Below are 16,942 nucleotides of genomic sequence, written 5' to 3'. Positions count from 1 at the left end.
CTGGCTTGTTCCCTCTGCTTCGAAGGCTTCGAGGGCTCTTCTCCGAGCAAACGGGCATCTGGACGGCGCGAGTCACGCGGGAACCGAAGTTCCGAGCGGCGTCACTTCGGCGGCGTCGTGGGCTCCGAGCGGCTCGATTGCTCCGTGTCGGTCGTCATCGAATCGAGGGCGTCGGTGAGGAGCTTCGACTCGGCCTTGCGGAGGTGTTCGAGGAGCGTGGCGCGGCTAATGTCGAGTTCGGCAGCGAGTTCGTCGCTCGTGACGTCGCGTGGCCACTCGAAGTAGCCCGCGGCGAGCGCATGCTCGATGACCTCGTACTGTCGGTCGGTGAGCTGGACGCCGCCGTCCTCGAACGGCGCGACCTTCCCGAGGGTCACGGTGCCGATCTCCCGGAACGCCTCGATCATGGCGCGCAGGTCCTCGCGGCGGAAGAAGAGGACGGTGTACACTCGGGAGTTGGCGTCGACGACGTTGGGTCGGCGGAGAATGCCGTGGTTCCGCTCGATGGCCGAGTACGCACCACAGGAAGTCTTGGTGACGAGGAAGTTGCCGTCGCCGAGCCCCTCGGCGTGGTGCACCTGCTCGGAGTCGGCCAGCCGGTCCAGCACGCCCGTCAGCCGCTCGTCGAGTTCGATGACGAACGTCACCAGCTCGTCGTGGAGCTCCTCGATCGCGATCTCGATCGCCGTGTCGAACTCCCTCGCGAGCTGGGAGACGACACACGGCTTGTGTTGCTGGAGATGGAGTTCTGCTTCGAACATGTGCTCCCTGGTCCGTAGCTCCACATTACAGGAACGACGGATAAGGTTTCGTGCGCGATCCGATCCCGGCCACGCTACGAACCGAACTCCCGCTCGGCGAGTGCGAGCGCCGCGTCGAGATCGAGCGGGCCCGCCGCAGCCAGGGTGTCGAGGTACGCAGCCACGGTTTCGCCGTCGGGATCGACACCCGCCCGTTCGAGGAGCCGGCGTGCGCCGCCCTCGCCGGTCGACTTCCCGAACACCAGGCGTCGCTCCCCGCCGAACCGTCCGGGGTCGAACGGTTCGAGCGTCGCAGGGTCCGAGAGCATCGCCGCGGTGTGGATGCCCGACTCGTGTTCGGCGATCGCCGTGCCGAGGACCGCCTTGCGATCGCCGTAGGGCTCTCCGAGCGTGTCCAACACGCCACGACAGGTCGGGACGAGCGCGTCGGTCGCGAGGCCGAGATCGTCGTCGTGGTCGATAGCGCAGGCGACCGCAAGCTCTTCGAGCGGGGTGTTGCCCGCGCGCTCGCCGAGGCCCCCGACGCTGACGTCCACCTTCCCGACGCCCGCGCGGTAGGCCGCGAGCGCGTTGGCCGTCGCACACCCCATGTCGTCGTGGAAGTGGACGCCGAGTCGATCGAACGCAACGCGGCCGGCGAGCCCGTCGAGGCACTCCTCGACGGTTTCGGGGGTGCGCGCGCCGACGGTGTCGGCCAGCGACACGAACGCCGCGTCCGGCACCGTCTCGACGATCTCGACGAGGTGATCGCGGTCGGTCCGGAACGCATCGGCGAGCGTGACGTGGACGGTAACGCCGTGGTCGTGGACGTAGTCGACGGCCTCGCCGAGCATCGACAGCATCTCGTTCCTGGAGACGCCGAGCAGGTGTTCGAGGTGACGGTTGGAGGCCGAGACGAACGTCTCGACCACGTCGGCGTCGTTTTCGAGGGCGGCGTCGATGTCGCTTTCGAGAGCGCGCGCGAGCGCGACGACATCGGCGTCGGTCGTCCCGGCGAGTTCACTGATGACTTCCCGATCCTTCTCGCCGGTCGCGGGAAAGCCAGGCTGGACGAACGGCACCCCCAGGTCGTCGAGCGCCCGAGCGCACTCGATCTTGGCATCGGCGGTGAACTCTCGTCCGGACATCTGGTCGCCCTCGCGGAGCGTGACGTCGGTCAACTGCATTCAGATGATCCCCTCGTCACGGAGTTCGGCCAGCTCTGCCTCCGAGAGCCCGAGATCGCCGTGGTAGACCTCGCGGTTGTGCTCGCCGTGGCGTGGGCCGAGGAACTCGACCTCGCCGGGCGTGCGCGAGAACTTCGGGACGAGGCCGAACGTCTTGATCGCGCCGACGTCGGGATCGTCGACCTCGACGATGTCGTCGCGTGCCTCGAACTGCTCGTCTTCGAAGATGTCGTGCATATCGTAGACCGGCCCGACGATGGCGTCGTTGGCTTCGAGGATCTCGATGGCCTCGTCGGTGGTTCGCTCTCTCGTCCACTCCTCGATTGCGGCGTTGAGCGGCTCGCTGTTCGCGACGCGGGTGGCGTTGTCCGCGAAGCGCTCGTCGTCGATCAGCCACTCCTTGTCGATCGTCTCGGCGACCCGCTCGAAGATCTTCTGGTTCGAGGCCGACATCGTCAGGTAGCCGTCCGCGGTCTCGTAGATGTTCCTCGGGGCGGTGTTCGGGTGCTGGTTCCCGGTGCGTTCGCGGACGTGCCCCATCCGGTCGTAGGCCTCGACCTCGCCGAAGAAGATCCGCCACAGCGGCTCGGTCAGCGAGACGTCGATGACCTGGCCCTCGCCGCTGCCGCCGCGACCGATATCGCGCTCGAAGATCGCCATCAGCGTCGCCTGGAGCGCGAACTGGGCGGCCTGGATGTCCGCGAGGCTGACCGGCGGAAGTAAGGGTTCACGATCGGGGAACCCATTGGCGTGCGCCCAGCCCGAGACCCCCTCGGCGATGGTGCCGAAACCCGGCTTCTGGGACTTCGGGCCGGTCTGTCCGTAGCCCGAGAGCCGGACCATGATGGCTTCCTCGTTGATCTCGTGGATATCGTCGGGGCCGAGTCCCCACCGTTCCATCGTCCCGGGGCGGAAGTTCTCGTAGACGGCGTCGGCGTCCGCGACGAGATCGAGGGCGATCTCGCGGCCGCGCTCGGAGCCGAGATCGAGCGTGACACACCGCTTGTTCCGGCCGAGGGACTTCCAGGACAGCGAGACTCCGTCCTCGGTCTTCTGTGGCCACTCCCGGATCGGATCGCCGACCTCGGGATGCTCGATCATCACCACGTCGGCACCGAAATCGCCCAGCAGCGTCGTCGCGAAGGCACCGCTGATCATCCCCGACATGTCGATGACCCGCAGGCCGTCGAGCGGACCCTGGCGTTCGCGTGCGGTCATGGTGTGCTCCTCTGGTCATCGTCGAGCGACTCCAGTACCGTCTCGGTCGTGACGACATCGCCGTACTTCGCGTCGATGTCGAAGAGATTGGCTTCGTGCGGGCCCTCGGCACGGTCCCCGACGGCGTCGGCGGGGACGATGGTGCGGTAGCCGTGCTGGAGGCTGTCGACGGCGGTCGCGCGAACGCACCCGCTGGTCGTCACGCCCGCGAGCACCAGCGTGTCGACGCGGTGGGTGGTGAGTTCGGTTTCGAGATCGGTCCCGAAGAACGCGCTCGCGTACTTCTTGAGGATCACCCGTTCGTCGCCGATCGGGGCGATCCGGTCGTCGACCGCCACCGCGTCGGTCCCACGTTCGAGTTCGCGGAGCGCTGGCACCTTCTCGATGAACTGCCCGGCGTCGCCGTAGGACTCCTCGTAGGCGACGGTGGTGAAGTACCGGGGCAGGTCGTGCTCGCGGAACGCGTCCAGCAACCCTTCGGTCCGGGCGAGCACGGATTCGACGTCCGAGCCGAGATCGCTTTCGGGATCGGTGAAGGCGTTGATGAGGTCGATGACGAGCAGCGCGGGCCGCTCGCCGATGCCGACCGTGCCGCCGAAGTCGCGATCGGCGTACAACTGTTCAGTATCTTCGATCCAGTCCGTATCTGTCATTGTGTCTGTGTGGGATGTAGCGAAATGGTGCCGAGGGCTCAACCGTCGCGCTGGTCGAACTCGCGGCGTTCCTCGGCGATCCGTGCTTCGAGCTCGTCGTCGTCCGGCAGCGGCCCGTAGTCGAACGCTGCGAGCTCGTCGCGGTTCTCGCGGACGTCCTCGCGCTGGTCTTCGGTGGCCGTTCGATCGACGCTGCCGTCCTCGTCGAGAACCACGCCGTACTCCTCGCGGGCGGCCGCCTCGGTGACGAGGCCGCGACGGACCTCTCGGGCCACGAGTTCGGGATCGCGCTCCAGGGGGTCGCCGAGGCCGCCACCACCGGCGGTGCTGAAGACGAGCTTGTCGCCAGGCTCGACGGGGACGTTCTCGGCCTTCGAGGGGAGTTCCAGCTCGGTGCCATCGGTGCGGACGAGTGTCTTCTCGCTCGTTCCGCCGTGCGTCCCGCCGTCGACGCCCCACGGGTAGGTGTGGGCACGGTCGTCCTGGAACGTGATCGCGCCGTCTTCCTCGAAGGTGTACACCTTCGAGATGCCGTGGCCGCCGCGGTGGCGACCAGCCCCGCCGGTGTCCGCGCGGGTGCTGTACTCGTCGATGGTCAGCGGGTAGTACGCCTCCTGGTACTCGGCGGGCACCGTTCGGAACAGCGGCCACCACGAGTGGCCGTCGAGCCCGTCGCCACCCGGCCTCGCGGGAATCCCGCCGTAGAGGATCTCGAGCATCTGGAACTGGTTGCCCTCGGCGTCGACGCCGGCGTAGACGAAGTTGGGCGAGGTGCCGTAGCTGCCGGCGACCGAGAACCCGTCGATGAGCTTCGAGAAGGTGGCCTGGAGCACGTCGAACTGCCGCGCCATCAGCGGCAGCCGGTTGCCGAGCGCCGCCGGGAACTCCGGCTGGACGACGGTCCCCTCGAGGAGGTTCACCTCGAAGAGGTCGTAGTAGCCGTCGTTGAACGTCAGGAGCGGGTCGAACGCCATGATGAGGAAGACCCCGGTGAACATCTTGAACATCTTCTCGTTCAGGAGGAAGTTCACGGTCCCGGGCACCTGGTCGTCGGTCCCCTCCCAATCGAGGTGGACGGTGTCGCCCTCGCGGTAGATCTCGAGGTGGAGCTTGATCGGGCCGTTGCCCATCCCGTCGTCGTCGACGCGGTCCTCGAAGGTGTAGCGCTCGCCCTCGGGGACGAACTCCCGGATGAGGTCGATCATCCCGTCGCGGGTCCGATCGAGCACCGCGTCACATCCCTCCAGATAGGTCTCCGGCCCGAACCGCTCGCAGAGCTCCTGAACGCGCTCCTCGGCGGCCGCGGTCCCCGCCGCGAGCGCCTTGATGTCGGCCTCAGCGTGGTCCGGGAGGCGGGTGTTGTGGGCGAAGGTTTCGAGGAGCCCCTCGTCGAGTTCACCCTCCTTGTAGAGTTTGACCGGTGGGAGGCGCATCCCCTCCTCGAAGATGGTGGTCGCCTCGACGGGCATGCTGCCGGGGGTCTTGCCGCCGACGTCCATCAGATTGCCCCACTGGCTGGCGAAGCCGACGCGCTCGCCCTCGTAGAAGATCGGGCGCAGGAGGAGCATGTCGGGGGTGTGTGACATCGCGCCCGCGCACATGTAGGGGTCGTTGGTGGCGACGACGTCGCCGTCCTCCAGGTCCTCCCAGCCGAAGCTGGCGTTGTCGATGATGGTCTCGATGGCGGAGCCGAACTGCCCCATCACCATCCGACCCTCCGGGTCGGCGATGAGCGGGAACTGGTCGGACTGCTCGCGGATGACGGGGCTGATCGCCGTCGTCTCCAGCACGCGGTCCATCTCGTGGCGCGTGTTTTCGAGCGTGCTCTCGACGATGTCGAGCGTCGTCGCGTCGATGTCGTGCTCGCCGACGAACTCGGGGGTTTCGGTGCTCATTGACCATCACCTCGGTTGATCTCGACGTTGGCGTAGCGGTCGACGGTCGCGACGTGATCGGGCTGCACCACGATGGTCGCGTCGTCCGCGACCACGATCGCCGGACCGTCGAGTTCGTTGCCCGGCAGCAGCTCCGCCCGGTCGTAGATCCCGGTCTCGTGGTACTCGCCGTCGAAGTAGACCTCGTCGGTGTCGACCTTCGCCGCGCTCGGGACCTCCTCGGTCAGGTCGTGTTCTTCGATGGTGACGCCCTCGACGGTACCCTTCCCGATGACGCGGAGGTTGGCGATTTCGAGGGGGGCGTCGAGCGAGAAGCCGAACCGCCTGTCGTGGCGTGCCTCGAAGTCGGCCTTGATCTCGGCGAGGCCCGTCTCGCTCCGGAGGTTGTCGAGATCGATGGGGATCGACATCTGGATGTCCTGGCGGAAGTACCGGCAGTCGGCGTAGTACTCGAAGACGTGGTCGGTCTCGTCGACGCCCTCCGAGTCGAGCCAGTCGGTCGCCTCCTCGCGGAGCGCCAGCAGTTCGGCGTGGACGTCGTCGCCGTCGACGTCGCGGTCGGTTTCGAGGTAGGTCTCGGAGAACTCGTTCTGGACGTCGCTCGTGAGGAAGCCGAAGGCGCTCATCACGCCCGGTCCCGGCGGGACGACCAGTGGATAGGCACCCATCACGTCGGCGAGCGCGTTGGCGTGCATCGGGCCGGCACCGCCGAAGGCGACGAGACCGAACTCGCGCGGGTCGTAGCCACGTTCGACCGAGACGACCCGGAGCGCGCTGTGCATGTTCTCGTTCACGATGTCGAGGATGGCCTGTGCGGCCTCCTCGACCGAACTCTCGCGTTCGTCGGCGATGTCCTCAATGACCTCGTGGGCGGCCTCGCGGTCGAGCTCCATCGTGCCGCCGAGCTGGACCATCGGCGGGATGCGCCCGAGAACGACGTTGGCGTCGGTCACCGTCGGCTCATCGCCGCCCTGGCCGTAGCAGGCCGGGCCGGGGTTCGCACCGGAACTCTCCGGGCCGACCTGGAGCGAGCCGCTGAGCTGGATGCGCGCGATCGAGCCGCCGCCGGCCCCGACGGTGTTCACGTCGACGGCCCGGGACTTGAACTCGCGATAGCCGACCTTGGTCTGGCGGGTCGTCTCGGCCGTGTAGTCCTCGACGAGCGAGACGTCCGTCGAGGTGCCGCCCATGTCGAGCGTCAGAACGTCGGGAACGCCCTTCTTCTCCGCGATGGTCGCCGCGCCGACCACGCCACCGCTCGGGCCCGAGAGCGCGAGCTCGACGGGATGGTTCTTCGCCGCCCCGGAGCTCATCAGTCCGCCGTCCGAGCGGACGACGTTCATCGTCGCCGTCGAGCCAGCACTTTCGAGCGCGGCGTCGAGCTCGTCGAGGTAGTCGATGACGTGCGGGCGGGCGTAGTCGTTGATGACCGTCGTGAGCGTCCGCTCGTACTCGCCGTACTCGGGAACGATCTCCGCCGAGATCGACACCGGCAGCTCCGGGGCTTCCTCCGCCACGATCTCCCGAACGCGTTCCTCGTGTGCCGGGTTGAGATACGAGTTGAGCAGCGCGACGGTCAGCGATTCGATTCCCGAGTCGGCGAGGTCGCGCACCGTCTCGCGGACCGCGGCCTCGTCGAGCGGCTCGGTCACCTCTCCCTCGGGCGAACTGATCGTACCCGAAACCCCGCGCGTGTCCACGAGGTCGGCGAGCGGATCGGGCTTTTCCATGTCCATCCAGCCGTACAGCGGACCTGGCGTCCACGCCCGTGCGAGGTGGAGGATGTCCTCGTGGCCGTCCGAGGTGATGAGGCCGACGCGCGAGCCGGTCTCCTCGAGCAGCATGTTCGTCACGACCGTCGTTCCGTGAAAGAGCAGTTCCAGATCGGCCACCGACGCACCGGCCTTCCCGGTCGCCTCCTCCACGCCGGCGAGTACGCCCTCCGACGGGTTCGCCGGCGTCGACAACACCTTGTCGATCGTGAGCTCGTGCGTGTCCTTGTCGAACACGATGACGTCGGTGAAGGTGCCGCCGACGTCCACTCCGAGGTTGGATGCCATGTGAAATCGTATCACTCCAAGTCGTCGTCGCCGCGTAAGCGTTCTCCCAACCCCTGTTGGGGGTATTTGTACCTAGGCTGCCGACGAACCGTGCTCGGCCACCGTGATCCCCGTCGGCGACGCTCAGCGGGATCCGTGTCCGTCGTGACGCGATCGCGCCACCCGTTCCGCACGCTCGTACTCACAGAGCGGACACTCGTCGGTGACGGCTCGGTCGAACAGCAGTCCGTGGAGCCGACACCGCCCGAGATCCGCCAGGTCGATCCCCGCCGCGGAACGTGACTCTTCGGTCATGAGACGAACTCACATACGTTGCTGCGGCAGTACGGCATAAACTTTTCTGATGAATGGTGCGGTTCCCGGAGAAGACAGGTCGTGGGACCGATCCGCCGGTGCGGTGGGTCAGGCGGACTCCGGGACTGGGAGGTCGCCGGCCCTGTCGCGCGAGCGCTCGATCACGGCCGGTCGCGCCGCGAACGAGACGGTGACCTGGTCGCCGTAGGAGACGTCCTCGACCCGGGCGTGGTCGTGGATCCACGAGACGAGGCTCATCGTCTCGTCGGTCATCGGGAGCACGAGGCGCTCTCGCTCGTAGTCGGGGAGATCGCGCTCGATCCGATCGAGGAGGCCGTCGATCCCGTCGGCCTCGGCAGCGCTCACAGTAATAGGGTTCGGCGCGAGCGACGACAGCGCGTCGCGCTTTTCGGCCAGTTCGTCGGGATGCACGAGATCGGTCTTGTTCAACACCGTGACGATCGGGGCCTCGTTGCGCTCGTAGAGCGTGTCGTGGGCGGTGACGAGCTTCTCGCGCATCTCCTCGACCGACTCGCTCGCGTCCACCACCAGCAGGACGAGATCCGCCCGATACACCGAGTCGAGGGTGGACTTGAACGACTCGACCAGCCAGTGAGGGAGATCAGCGATAAACCCGACCGTGTCGGTCACCAGGACTGGTCTGTCCATCGCCGCCCGGCGAGTCGTGGTTCCGAGCGTCGTGAACAGCCGGTCCTCGGACTCGGCGGTGGGTTCGAGATCCGGGTGGAGATCCTCGTTCTCGTCGACCGCCACGTCGGCCGCCAGCTGTCGGAGGAGCGTCGACTTCCCGGCGTTGGTGTAGCCCGCGAGCGCCACGAGGTCGAACCCCGACTCCCGACGCTGCTCTCGCCGGTGTTGTTCGGTCTCCTCGATCCCGTCGAGCTCCTCGCGGATCGCGCTGATCTGGGCTTTGATGTCCTGTTCGCGCGACTCGTCGTACTCGCCGAGTCCCATGAACCCGGGGCGTTCGTCACGTTTGGCGAGGCTGGTCTTCGCCTCCGCGCGCGGGAGTTCGTACCGGAGCTCCGCGAGTTCGACCTGCAACTGAGCCTTCTGGGTGCGTGCGCGCTGGCCGAAGATCTCGAGGATGAGTCGGAAGCGATCGATCACCGCGGTGTCGTCGGGGAGTCGTCCACCGAGGTTGTAGGTTTGATAAGGTCCGAGCCGGTTGTCGAAGATCACGGTTCCAGCGCCGGTCTCGGTGACGAGCGCCGCGAGGTCGTCGACCTTCCCCTCGCCGAAGTGGAGCCCGGCGTCCTCGGTCCTCGTCTGGGTGATCACCCCGACGACCTCGTAGTCGGCTGCTCTCGCGAGGTCGGTGATCTCCCCGGTGTCGGCGGTGCCAGTGTCGACCCGCTTTGCGATGATGGCCTTCATGTGGTGTCCGACGCGCTGTCGCGTCGATCGTCCGGCGCTACGCCGCCGAGCGTCTTCAATCCCGGCCTCCGTTCGCGGACGTCACCGCAATGTCTCCAGACCGTTCGCGAAGAGTGAGCTATCGAACTACTCGATCGTGGACCAGGCGCACGCGCGAATCGGTATTATTTTCCGCCACGAAATCGTGGCTCCGAAACGATCGACATAGAATCATGCCAACCGATACAACGGACTCTCGGAGCGGTTCGTTTCTCCACATTCCGTTCGAGGCGTTCCTCGGGTTCGGACTCGTTGTTGCCGTGTACAGTGCAGCAGGTCTCGCGGACGTCATCGTATACCGAATGCCAGCAGTTGTATCGATCGCGGTGGCCGCTGGCGCGTTCGGCTATCTGGTGCATTATCTCAGGTTTCCCGAGAACGATCCATCCCGAACCGGCTCGACCGATGCAGCAGTTTCGGAGGACCGTTCGTTTTACCGAATCCCACTTGAAGCGCAACTCGGGGTCGCATTCGTTTTCCTCGTGTACAGCGTGGCGGTCCTCGCCGGCATCATCGAGTATCGAATCCCGTGGCAGTGGTGGTTGGCGGTGGCCGCTGGTCTGCTTGGGTATGCGGTACATCGGATCCGACAGTCCTGAGGGGCCGCGCTCGCATCTACCGCTTCGGAGACTGCGGGAAGCGTTTCCTGACACGCCCGCATCGAGAGCGAAACGCCGCCGACTATCGCGTTCGGAGGTCCTCTTCGTCCCTGATCTTCTTGGTCTCGCCCTCGCCACCGGACTGTTCGCTGACGAGTTCGTAGAAGTCGTTCTGGAGGCCCGCCGGGAACTCCACCACCCCGATCCACGAGCCGTCGTTCTGCCACTCCTCGCGAACGAGATCGCCGAACTGCCGGATCTGGGCCTGTGCGCTGCCGGCGTGGTCGGCGGGGATCTGGGCGGCCATCGTGACCTCCTCGAATCGGATCGGGATGACAGGACGAAGCGCGTCGAGCGCCTCGTCGATCTGGCTGTCGGCCGGCTCCATCGGATCGATCCGGAAGTCGGTCTCTTCGAGGGCGGATTCGATCCGGTCCGGCGGGTGAGGTGCGCCATCCATTTGAGGGTTGACGGCGTTGCGCGCGATGGTGTTGATGAGCTGGCGTCGCTTCTGTTCTTGCATCTCGCGGCGCTGTTCGGCGGTGATCTGGATCTCGCCTTCCTGGATCACCTCGGGGATGATGTCGAGGGGTTCGGTCGTCCCGAACACCTCCTTGACGTCGGATTCGGCGGGTCGATCCCCGCGCGAGGCGTTCTCGAAGACGTCCTCGGCGGCGATCACGTCCTCGAGGTCGCCCTCGAACTCGCCGCGTTTGATCGCGAGTGCGGCGTCGGGATCGACCAGGACCTCGAAACGCGCGCCGTGGGATTCGAGGCGCGCCGTCACGGCCTCGTCGAGCGATATCATGCCCGGCCGTGCGAGCCGAAGCTACAAGTCGTTTCTCCCCGACGGCGAGCGGCGATCAGTCGTCCGCGGTCGGGTCGACAGTTTGATCGCGGAGCTCGGTCCGGCGGATCTTTCCGGTGACGGTCTTCGGGAGGTCGTCGACGAACTCCACTTCCCGCGGGTACTCGTGGGCTGAGAGCTCCTCGCGGACGTGAGTCTTGAGCTCCTCGGCGAGTTCGTCGCTGGCGTCGTGGCCGTCGGTGAGCACGACGTACGCCTTGACGATGTTGCCGCGCTCCTGGTGTGGTTTCGGGACGACAGCGGCCTCGGTTACTGCAGGATGTTCACCCAGCGAGGACTCGACCTCGAAGGGGCCGATCCGGTAGCCGGAGGAGAGGATCACGTCGTCGGCACGCCCCTCGAACCAGAAGTAGCCGTCCTCGTCCCTGTGCGCGAGGTCGCCCGAGAGATACCACTCGCCGTTCGGCCCGTCGACGAAACACGCGTCGGTTTTCTTCTGGTTCTCCCAGTAGCCGGCGAAAAAGCACGGGAATTCGCCACGGTGGGCGATCTCGCCGGTTTCACCGGGTGAAAGCACCTCGCCGGTCTCGGGATCGACGATGGCCGACTCGATACCCGGCAGAGGTTTGCCCATGCTCCCCGGCCGGAGCTCCATCGTCGGGTAGTTGTTGATGACCATGTTGCCGGTCTCGGTCTGGCCGTAGGTGTCGAGGATCGTGACGCCGAGCGAAGCCTCGCCCCACTCGACCACACCCGCCGAGAGGGGTTCGCCGATCGAGAGCGCGTGGCGCAGATCGAGATCCACGCCGTCGAGCACGGCCTCGTTCGTCCGGAGCATCCGGTAGGCCGTCGGCACGCTGAAAAGGACGGAAATCGGGAACTCGTCGAGCAGGGTAGCCCATGCCTCGGGATCGAACTCGTCCTCGTAGGTGAACTGACTCGTGCCCCAGAACCACGCCCCGAGGACGTTGATCGGGCCGGTCAGCCAGCCGAGATCGGCGGTCGACCAGTAGAGATCGTCGTCGGTGAGATCGACCGCGAACCGCTGGGTGGCCGCGACCCCCGCGACCCACCGGTGTTTGTGGCGGACGCCCTTCGCGGGGCCCGTGGTCCCGCTGGTGTAGTAGAGCAGCGCGTCGTCCTCGCCGTTCGTCCTGGCGGCCTCGTACTCGGCGCTCGCGTCGGCCATCGCGTCGGCGTACTGCACGTCGCCGTCGGCGATGGCGTCCTCATCGCTATCGTCGCCGTCTCCCTCACCAGCACCGTCGTCCCGTTCGACCGTGATGACTGTCGCCACGGATGGCGCGTCCTCCAGCGCGCGCTCGACGGTCTCGCGGTTGGCCGCGGTCGTCAGCACGGCGGTCGCGTCGCAGTCGTCGAGCCGGTAGGCGATGCCGTCGGGGCCGAAGCGCTCGTTGACGCCGCCGAACACCGCCCCGCGCTTCAGCGTGCCGATCAGCGCGACGTAGTGAGCGGGGATTCGGGGCATGTAGGTGAACACCCGATCGCCCCGCTCGACGCCTTGATTTTCGAGCACGTTCGCGAACCGGTTCGAGCGCTCCGCGAGTTCGTCGAAGGACATCGTCTCGCGCTCGCCGTCGGTGCCGGCGTACTGGAGCGCAGTTCGACCAGTACCGTCGGCGTGTCGATCACAGACCTCGTGGCCGACGTTCAGCTCGCTGGGCGCGTCCCAGTCGGCCTCGGCGTAGATATCGTCCCACGCGAACTCCTCGCGTGTGGTTTCGTAATCGGACAGGTTGTGTGCTGCCATGTCTCGACCACCGTCCACGTCCCTAATCAATCATGGTGTTGATTTCGCGCCACGGCTCGCGTTCCCGTTTCAGCCATCCGGCCCTACGCGAGCGGTTCGACCAGATCGACGAGCGCTTCCTCTGGTTCGTCGGCCTTCGCCACGCCGCTCGCGAGCAAGACGCCAGTCGCGCCGAGGTCGCCGGCGGCCGCGAGGTCCTCGCCCGAGGAGATGCCTGCGCCACAGAGCACGTCCACGGCATCGTCGACTGCCGCAGCGGCCTCGACCGCTCCCTCCACGATTTCGGGATCGGCCTGACTCACCGAGACGTCGCCGCCGATGAGTGCGGGTGGTTCGACCGCCACGCCGTCGGGACCGAGCGCCGCCGCCGCGCCGATCTGATCGGGGTTGTTCGCACAGACGATGGTTTCGAGGCCGGCGCGATCGGCCGCGTCGAGCGCACCGTCGATGTCGGCGAGCCGGAGCCGGCGTTCGGAGTGGTTCACGAGCGTGCCGACCGCGCCCGCGTCCGCGACCGCCTCGGCGAGCGTGCTGCCGGTGTGACTGCCGTGTTCCACGGGCGAGACGTGCTGGGCCCACGTCTCGACGCCCGTCTCGGCCACGCGTCCGATGTCTGCGACCTGTGGCGCGACAGCGATCCGAACGTCCGACTCCTCGGCGACGTCGCGCGCTGCGGTCGCGACTTCGAGGGGATCGGACGGGTACGCCTTCAGGTTGACGAGGACGAACATACCGAGTCGGGGTGCGCCCCCATCAAATAGGTTGTGCGATCACCGCGACCGAACGGGCTGTCGGCGCTCGCGTTCGGCTCAGGTCCTCTCAGGAGTCCTTTCGCTGCACCACGTCGCCGAGGGTGTACTCGCCGCTCGCGGAGCCACCCTCCCAGTCGGTGTCCTCGACGCCGCCCTCCGTGAGTGCGATGTCGAGCCGGCGTTCGAGCTTGCTCTGGACGCTGTCGCTCGGCAGCATCGACCCGCGTTCGAGCTTCCGGATGAGGCTCGCCTTCTCGTTCAGCTCCTTCGCGAGCTCCTCCTGGCTCAGCCCGCTCGCCTCGCGCGCACTCCGGATGCGCTCGTCGTAGTCCTGGGCGACCTCCTCCATGTCGTCGAACATGTCCGGCCCGCGCGAGGTCGAGCCACCACCGCTCGATCCGCTCGCCCCGCTCCCACCGGAGGACGCGCTCGACTCGCCGTCGGAGGACCCCGTCGAGTACTTGGTGGACGTGCTCTCGGACGCGGGCTGGCGCACCTCGGTCCCGAACTCGGCGCAGTCGTCGCAGACGTCGATCTCCGCACCCTCGATCTTCACCGTCGTCGGAGAATCGGTCTCCGCACCGCACATCTCACACTGGACCATGCCTCGACGGAGGCCGTCGGTGCGTATAAAACGTCCGCCACCCGGTTCACCCGTCGGCAGCGAGCGCTTCGAGCGCGTAGTAGAGCCGCTGGAACGCGGTGAGGTGGCCGACGACCGCGAAGACGACGAGCAGCCAGCCCACGGGACCCAAATCCACGATTTCGGGCCGGACGAACGCCGCGAGTCCGGTCACGATCCCGATCAGTGCGAGCCGGTCGGCCCGTCCGAGCAAGCCCCCGTACACCCGATCGAGACCCACGGCTTGCGCCTGGGTGCCGAGATAGGAGGTCAGCAGGACGCCCGTCACGGCGGCGAGCCCCAGCGTGGGACGCGAGACGCCGAGCGCGAGCCCCACCACCAACACGAGGTCGGCGTACCGATCGAGGACGTGGTCGAGGAGGTCGCCCGCGGGCGAGGCGGTCCCGAGCCGGCGCGCGAGCGCGCCGTCGAGCAGGTCCAGCGTGCCGTTGCACCCCACACAGACCGCGCCGACGAGATACCACAGCGGCTCACCGCCCGCGAGGACGTACGCTACGCCCGCCACGACCGCGAAGCCGAACGCGACGACGCTCACGGCGTTCGGCGTCAGTCCCGCCCGGACCGCGAGGCCGACGAACGGCTCCAGCAGCCGATCCGCGGTCGAGCGATACCCATCGAGTGTCATGGCTGATCGAGATGCATGGTCAGAGATACTCGACGAACGAGACGGTTCCGGCGCTCGGCTCGCGCTCGCCAGCGACGACGGCCGCGATCTCGCCCGCAACGTCTTCGGGCGCGCGGTCGGTCGCGTCGATCTCGTACACTGCCTCTCGGCCGTGGCGCTCGACCGCTTCGCCGAGGATCACGTCGAGCGCTTCGCTCTCCGCGTTTTCCGCGATACTCGCGTCGGGTTCCCCACGTGTGGCGAGGCGGTCTTCGAGTTCGGCGGGATCACATCGAAGGACGATCACGCGATCGGCATCGAGCCGGTGGGCGAGGTGGGATTCGACGAGCGTGACCCGTGCGTTCGTCGTCCGTTCGTCGAGCCACGCGTCGACCGCATCGAGATCCGCCACGAGGCTGTCGCGCTCCGTATCGGTCCCGGTCGACAGCCCCTCCTCGCGGATGACCTCGTTCAGGTGGACGACGTCGAGGCCATCGGCTGCGTCGATCGTGTCGGCGTTTTCGCGGTTCTCGGTGAGTCGATCGGTCGCGGTCGTCTTGCCGGTGCCCGGCGTTCCGGTGACGGCGACCCTCACCCCACGAGCACCTCGTTCAACACCTCGACTGCCCGCTCGGTTTCCTCCCGGGTGCCACACGAGAGCCGGATACAGTCGGGAAGCCCGAAGCTCGTACAGTCCCGAACGATCACGCCACGGCGCTGGGTCGCCTCGGCGACCGCGGTCGCGTCGCCGACGTCGGCGAGCACGAAGTTGCCCGAGCTCTCGTGGGTCCTTGCATCGAGTTCGCTGTCGAGGTACTCGCGCGCCCACACCGCCGACTCGACCGTGCGCTCGACGTGGTCGCGATCGTCGAGCGCGGCGAGACCGGCCCGACAGGCGACCGTGTTCGCCGCGAACGGCGTGTTCACCCGTGCGTAGGCGTCGGCCCACGGCTCGGGAACGATCGCGTAGCCCAGCCGGAGCCCCGCGAGGCCGTGGGCCTTCGAGAACGTGCGGAGTACCGCGACGTCCTCGCGAGCGTCCCACCCGTCGCGGCCCTCGATTAGCCGGACGGCGCTCGGCGTTTCGGCGAACTCGCCGTAGGCCTCGTCGACGACCACGAGCGTGTCCCCGTCCGTGCCGTCGGCGATCCGTTCGACGTCCGCGAGGTCCACGACCGTTCCGGTCGGGTTGTGCGGGCTGGTGAGGTAGACGATCCGCTCGCCGTCGTAGGCATCGAGCACCCGATCGGCGTCCTGCGCGAAGCCGTCCTCGGCCCGGAGCGAGTAGGTGCCCACCTTGCCGTGGTGATAGCGTGCGCTCATCCCGTAGTAGGCGAACCCCGGTTCGGGAACGAGCACCCGGTCCCCGGGATCGAGCAGCGCGCGCGAGAGGTAATCGAGCGCGCCGTCGCCGCCGTTCGCGAGCCAGGTCTGAGCCGGATCGAGTTCCCACTCCGCGGCGATCGCCGCGACGAGGTCGGTGTGGGCGGATTTGGGGTAGACGTGGACCTCGCTCGCGGCCTCACGGATCGCCTCGATCGCCTTCGGGCTCGGGCCGTGGGGGTTCTCGTTCGAGGAGAGCTTCACGAGGTCGTCGGGATCGAGTCCGAGTTCGCGCGCGACCTCCTCTGCCCCCTCGCCGGCCCGGTAGACGGCGTGCGCGGAGAGATCCCGTGTCTGCATACCGGAACGAACGGACGCCGGGGCTTAAGCGTGCTCACACGGTCGCGAGGCGAGATCGCCGTCGAGGAAGACGGTCGTGACGAGTTCAGCCACCGATCGACTGACGGTCTCGACTCTCGTGGCTCCACCAACACGCCGGATCGTGGATCGATGACGACCGATTGCACATTGGTACCGACGAAACTCGCCTGGTCGTCGACTCTCGGTGAATCACTCTCGCTGACGCCTGCAGGTGGGGGACTGCTTGCCTAACGAGATACTGCCCCTTATCGTTTTCAAGGGGGCGCATGCGTGTGTTCGCTTGCCTCTTAGGCTCCCATGACCGACTCCTCAATATAATATCAACCTGCACTCACAACGATACTTCAGACACCTACAAAACCATTGTGAACGGTATTACACAAAGCTTATTGCATTTCGTGTTGGACCATTCATATGTAATTCAGGTGTCATTTATTGATGGGAGATTCGAGTAACACAAATTCCAATTCAGAACGATTCAATAGTGCAACGAGACGGAATTATCTCCGGACGGTGGGGGCGGCAAGCATCAGTGGTCTGGGGTTGTCGGCAGGTCTTGGCCAGGTTGGAACTGCGG

16 protein-coding genes are annotated in these 16,942 nt (G+C 66.8%); 1 reads left to right on the top strand and 15 read right to left on the bottom strand.

The features are described 5' to 3' along the window. Positions 1 to 101 precede the first annotated feature (101 nt). The 8 genes from TX76_RS12950 to hflX form a co-directional block, all read right to left on the bottom strand. Complete coding sequence (locus TX76_RS12950; RefSeq protein WP_049902927.1) at positions 102 to 761, bottom strand: helix-turn-helix domain-containing protein; 660 nt, start codon at positions 759 to 761, stop codon at positions 102 to 104. A gap of 74 nt (positions 762 to 835) precedes the next feature. Continuing rightward, the gene (locus tag TX76_RS12945) at positions 836 to 1,927 is read right to left on the bottom strand and encodes a LeuA family protein (RefSeq protein WP_049902926.1); all 1,092 of its coding nucleotides are present in this window, start codon (positions 1,925 to 1,927) and stop codon (positions 836 to 838) included. After that, positions 1,928 to 3,145, bottom strand: coding sequence for a CaiB/BaiF CoA transferase family protein (locus TX76_RS12940; protein WP_049902925.1), 1,218 nt, complete (start codon positions 3,143 to 3,145; stop codon positions 1,928 to 1,930). Further along, positions 3,142 to 3,798, bottom strand: coding sequence for an isochorismatase family protein (locus tag TX76_RS12935; protein WP_049902924.1), 657 nt, complete (start codon positions 3,796 to 3,798; stop codon positions 3,142 to 3,144). The genes TX76_RS12940 and TX76_RS12935 overlap by 4 nt, the downstream gene beginning before the upstream one ends. Positions 3,799 to 3,836: 38 nt before the next feature. After that, on the bottom strand, positions 3,837 to 5,693 hold the full coding sequence (locus TX76_RS12930; RefSeq protein ID WP_049902923.1) for a hydantoinase B/oxoprolinase family protein: 1,857 nt from the start codon (positions 5,691 to 5,693) through the stop codon (positions 3,837 to 3,839). After that, entirely contained in the window at positions 5,690 to 7,753 is a 2,064-nt protein-coding gene (locus tag TX76_RS12925; RefSeq protein ID WP_049902922.1) for a hydantoinase/oxoprolinase family protein, read from the bottom strand. Before TX76_RS12925 ends, TX76_RS12930 begins: the two co-directional genes overlap by 4 nt. Positions 7,754 to 7,876: 123 nt before the next feature. Continuing rightward, positions 7,877 to 8,047: a hypothetical protein gene (locus TX76_RS17645; RefSeq protein WP_154019073.1), complete on the bottom strand. Its 171-nt coding sequence runs from the start codon at positions 8,045 to 8,047 to the stop codon at positions 7,877 to 7,879. Between the two features lie 108 nt (positions 8,048 to 8,155). Further along, positions 8,156 to 9,445, bottom strand: a complete 1,290-nt coding sequence (hflX, locus tag TX76_RS12920; RefSeq protein ID WP_049902920.1) for a GTPase HflX — start codon at positions 9,443 to 9,445, stop codon at positions 8,156 to 8,158. 212 nt (positions 9,446 to 9,657) lie between these two features. Between hflX and TX76_RS12915 the strand changes: the two genes are divergently transcribed. Next, complete coding sequence (locus TX76_RS12915) at positions 9,658 to 10,083, top strand: hypothetical protein (protein ID WP_049902919.1); 426 nt, start codon at positions 9,658 to 9,660, stop codon at positions 10,081 to 10,083. A gap of 82 nt (positions 10,084 to 10,165) precedes the next feature. Here TX76_RS12915 and TX76_RS12910 read toward each other — a convergent pair whose 3' ends face one another. The 7 genes from TX76_RS12910 to hisC all read right to left on the bottom strand — a co-directional run bounded on the left by TX76_RS12910 (position 10,166) and on the right by hisC (position 16,344). Further along, the gene (locus TX76_RS12910; RefSeq protein WP_049902918.1) at positions 10,166 to 10,891 is read right to left on the bottom strand and encodes a ribosome assembly factor SBDS; all 726 of its coding nucleotides are present in this window, start codon (positions 10,889 to 10,891) and stop codon (positions 10,166 to 10,168) included. A 55-nt stretch (positions 10,892 to 10,946) separates the two neighbouring features. Beyond that, the gene (locus TX76_RS12905) at positions 10,947 to 12,662 is read right to left on the bottom strand and encodes an acyl-CoA synthetase (RefSeq protein ID WP_049902917.1); all 1,716 of its coding nucleotides are present in this window, start codon (positions 12,660 to 12,662) and stop codon (positions 10,947 to 10,949) included. 83 nt (positions 12,663 to 12,745) lie between these two features. Further along, complete coding sequence (gene tpiA, locus TX76_RS12900; protein WP_049902916.1) at positions 12,746 to 13,393, bottom strand: triose-phosphate isomerase; 648 nt, start codon at positions 13,391 to 13,393, stop codon at positions 12,746 to 12,748. 88 nt (positions 13,394 to 13,481) lie between these two features. Continuing rightward, complete coding sequence (locus TX76_RS12895; RefSeq protein WP_049902915.1) at positions 13,482 to 14,018, bottom strand: multiprotein bridging factor aMBF1; 537 nt, start codon at positions 14,016 to 14,018, stop codon at positions 13,482 to 13,484. Positions 14,019 to 14,064: 46 nt separating this feature from the next. Continuing rightward, positions 14,065 to 14,682 carry a CDP-alcohol phosphatidyltransferase family protein gene (locus tag TX76_RS12890; RefSeq protein WP_049902914.1) on the bottom strand — a complete coding sequence of 206 codons (618 nt, stop codon included), beginning with the start codon at positions 14,680 to 14,682 and terminating at the stop codon, positions 14,065 to 14,067. A 19-nt stretch (positions 14,683 to 14,701) separates the two neighbouring features. Continuing rightward, on the bottom strand, positions 14,702 to 15,256 hold the full coding sequence (locus tag TX76_RS12885; RefSeq protein ID WP_049902913.1) for an adenylate kinase family protein: 555 nt from the start codon (positions 15,254 to 15,256) through the stop codon (positions 14,702 to 14,704). Next, the gene (gene hisC / locus TX76_RS12880; RefSeq protein WP_049902912.1) at positions 15,253 to 16,344 is read right to left on the bottom strand and encodes a histidinol-phosphate transaminase; all 1,092 of its coding nucleotides are present in this window, start codon (positions 16,342 to 16,344) and stop codon (positions 15,253 to 15,255) included. Before hisC ends, TX76_RS12885 begins: the two co-directional genes overlap by 4 nt. Positions 16,345 to 16,942: the final 598 nt, after the last annotated feature.

Origin of the sequence: Halococcus agarilyticus, assembly GCF_000334895.1 — an archaeon.
Taxonomy (GTDB): domain Archaea; phylum Halobacteriota; class Halobacteria; order Halobacteriales; family Halococcaceae; genus Halococcus; species Halococcus agarilyticus.
The sequence above is the reverse complement of the archived record's forward strand: the minus strand, read 5'-3'. Positions and strand labels throughout refer to the sequence as shown.

Coding starts and splice junctions, on each gene's coding strand:
- TX76_RS12895 (WP_049902915.1), bottom strand. CDS start 14,018: ATGGTCCAGTGTGAGATGTGCGGTGCGGAGACCGATTCTCCGACGACG.
- TX76_RS12935 (WP_049902924.1), bottom strand. CDS start 3,798: ATGACAGATACGGACTGGATCGAAGATACTGAACAGTTGTACGCCGAT.
- TX76_RS12930 (WP_049902923.1), bottom strand. CDS start 5,693: ATGAGCACCGAAACCCCCGAGTTCGTCGGCGAGCACGACATCGACGCG.
- tpiA (WP_049902916.1), bottom strand. CDS start 13,393: ATGTTCGTCCTCGTCAACCTGAAGGCGTACCCGTCCGATCCCCTCGAA.
- TX76_RS12890 (WP_049902914.1), bottom strand. CDS start 14,682: ATGACACTCGATGGGTATCGCTCGACCGCGGATCGGCTGCTGGAGCCG.
- TX76_RS12915 (WP_049902919.1), top strand. CDS start 9,658: ATGCCAACCGATACAACGGACTCTCGGAGCGGTTCGTTTCTCCACATT.
- TX76_RS12950 (WP_049902927.1), bottom strand. CDS start 761: ATGTTCGAAGCAGAACTCCATCTCCAGCAACACAAGCCGTGTGTCGTC.
- TX76_RS17645 (WP_154019073.1), bottom strand. CDS start 8,047: ATGACCGAAGAGTCACGTTCCGCGGCGGGGATCGACCTGGCGGATCTC.
- hflX (WP_049902920.1), bottom strand. CDS start 9,445: ATGAAGGCCATCATCGCAAAGCGGGTCGACACTGGCACCGCCGACACC.
- TX76_RS12910 (WP_049902918.1), bottom strand. CDS start 10,891: ATGATATCGCTCGACGAGGCCGTGACGGCGCGCCTCGAATCCCACGGC.
- TX76_RS12945 (WP_049902926.1), bottom strand. CDS start 1,927: ATGCAGTTGACCGACGTCACGCTCCGCGAGGGCGACCAGATGTCCGGA.
- TX76_RS12905 (WP_049902917.1), bottom strand. CDS start 12,662: ATGGCAGCACACAACCTGTCCGATTACGAAACCACACGCGAGGAGTTC.
- TX76_RS12925 (WP_049902922.1), bottom strand. CDS start 7,753: ATGGCATCCAACCTCGGAGTGGACGTCGGCGGCACCTTCACCGACGTC.
- hisC (WP_049902912.1), bottom strand. CDS start 16,344: ATGCAGACACGGGATCTCTCCGCGCACGCCGTCTACCGGGCCGGCGAG.
- TX76_RS12940 (WP_049902925.1), bottom strand. CDS start 3,145: ATGACCGCACGCGAACGCCAGGGTCCGCTCGACGGCCTGCGGGTCATC.